Origin of the sequence: Albidovulum sp. (assembly GCF_049646345.1) — a bacterium.
In the GTDB taxonomy this organism is placed as follows: Bacteria; Pseudomonadota; Alphaproteobacteria; order Rhodobacterales; family Rhodobacteraceae; genus Albidovulum.
On sequence record NZ_JBARVQ010000037.1, the window covers coordinates 1 to 2,197 of the forward strand.

2 protein-coding genes are annotated in these 2,197 nt (G+C 58.6%); both read right to left on the bottom strand.

What is annotated here, in order from left to right; all coding sequences use genetic code 11:
* Nucleotides 1–759: ATPase, T2SS/T4P/T4SS family (locus WBB85_RS00910; protein WP_432636739.1), on the bottom strand; the 759-nt coding region annotated here is incomplete at its 3' end.
* 17 nt (nt 760–776) lie between these two features.
* On the bottom strand, nt 777–2,027 hold the full coding sequence (locus WBB85_RS00915; protein ID WP_432636740.1) for an AAA family ATPase: 1,251 nt from the start codon (nt 2,025–2,027) through the stop codon (nt 777–779).
* Nucleotides 2,028–2,197 lie beyond the last annotated feature (170 nt).

The window sequence follows — 2,197 nt, forward strand, 5'->3', positions numbered from 1 at the left end:
GACGTTGAGGCGGGTGGCGACTGCAGCCTGAAGGTAGGCCGCCATTTCTTCGGTGAAGGCGCCAAAGCGGACGAGATCGTCGACACCCAGCTTGTCCTTCTTGAATTTCCGGATTGAGACGAGCGAGCCGTCCACCGCGATGGGCGGGACCATACAGTTGAAACGCGAGCCATCTGCAAGACGAGCGTCACAATAGGGGTTCGATTCATCGACACGCCGGCCCACCGCCGACACGATCTTGTCGATGATGCGGAGCAGGTGACGTTCATCCTTGAAGGTGATGTCGCTCAGTTCAAGCTTGCCGTCCCGTTCCACGAAGATCTGCTGTGGTCCGTTGACCAGAATATCGTTGACAGTGTCGTCCTGCAGGAGTGTCTCGAGCGGGCCAAGGCCCATGACCTCGTGGTAGAGTTCCTGAAACAGCGTGGAGCGTTCATCCTTGTTCAAGACGATGCTCATGCCCTCAAGCGCTTCGGTGGAGATTGACACAATCTCCTGGCGCAACTCGGATTCGGATGCGTGTTCGAGTGCGGAGAGGTTGAGGTTGTCCAAAAGGCTTTTGTGAAGCTCGACCTTGAGCTCACTCATGCGTTCCTTGCGCTTCTTTTCCTTGTCGGCGGCAGCGGACTGTGCCGGGGTCTCAAGCGGGCGGCGTGCGACCGCGTTTCGCGTCGCGGCCGCCTGGTTCGAAGAGTCCGCCTTGGCCGGTGCTGCCGCCTCGGGGGCGGCCGCGCTGGGTTTTTTGTAGCGAGAAAACATGATGAGCTTTCCTCAGGTTAAGCGCTGCCGGCCGCTTCGGCCAAATTGTGCTGGTAAATGGACTGCGCAAGCTTCGCGATTTCGCGGCGAAGCGGGTTTTTGGCGGCTGTCTCGGCCAGCGGCAGTCCATGATCATTGGACTCCGTCACAGGACGCGCACCGTCGGGCAGTAGCAACTCAATCTTGATATCCAGACTTTCCGCAAGCCGTTTCACACGCCCCTTGCCGGACAGATCGGTGAATTTCGGCGCGCGGTTCAGGACATAGCGCAGCTTTTCGTAGGGCAGTTCCTCGGCTTTCAGGGCGCGGATCATCCGCAGAGTGTTCTGCGCCGACCGCATGTCGAGTTCCATCATCGCGAAATAGACATGTGCCTGACTCAAGACTGCCTCGGTCCACTGCACGACCGTTCTGGGCATATCAACAATGACGAAGTCGAAATTCGCACGGGCAACGTCAAGAACCCGGGTGATGTCTTCCGAGGTTACGATGTCGAGAGGAAGCATCTCTGACGGTGCGGTCATGACACTCAGCTTGTCGTTGAACGTTAGAAGCGACTGAAGGAAGCTCACATTGTCCAGCGACGACGTGTCGGAGAGCATTTCGTAGACGGCCTCGCGACGCGGCAGGTCAAGATAGGTGGATACGGAGCCACCCTGGAAATCGAAGTCGAGCAAGCACACGCGCGGCGGGTTGTCTTTCTGCACGGTTGCCAGTTCCCAGGCGAGGTTGACGGCCAGCGTCGTCGCACCGGTTCCGCCGGCAAGCCCCTGCACGGGAAAGATCACTCCGTTCCGGTCGCCCTTTGCCTTCATGCCCGAGGTTGAGGAAGACCCCTCGATGAGTTGATCGGGCGGCGGCGCCCTGTGAAGCCGTTCGATGGATTCATGCAGCGCGTTTTCCGGAAGCGGGTAGGGGACGAAATCGTCGGCCCCGAGTTTCAGCAACTGGTGCAGGGCAATCGGGCTGACTTCATCCGCGATCAGGATGACCTTGACGCCCTTCGCCTTGGCATTGGTGATGATTCCCGAGATCCGCGCGAGGTCCGATTCATCCTGCGCGTCGACGGCAATTGCCACGAACTCAAGCGCCTTGGCATCCGGCTGGTTCAGGAACTGCGCCGCGTCGTCGAAGGTCAGATCGCCCCAGCTTTCGCCGAGCTCGGTTTCCATATCCTCGATGAGCAGGTCGAAGTTACTGACATCGCGGGAAATTGTGCACGCAATGATCGGTGCCGGTTCTGGCTGCAGGGCTGCTACGCTGCTCATTCACATCCGTCCTTTTCAACGAGGTTTCAAGGGTCGGTCCTAGCAATACCATCGGAACATTTCCGATTTGTTGTGGTCCAACCCGTCCACCCGGCCCGACTCTCCCAAGTCAGGCAATTACTCCCGGGTTCGAAACTCTCCGATAATGGTGGCAAGATTTGGGCTAAAAG

Coding starts and splice junctions, on each gene's coding strand:
- WBB85_RS00915 (WP_432636740.1), bottom strand. CDS start 2,027: ATGAGCAGCGTAGCAGCCCTGCAGCCAGAACCGGCACCGATCATTGCG.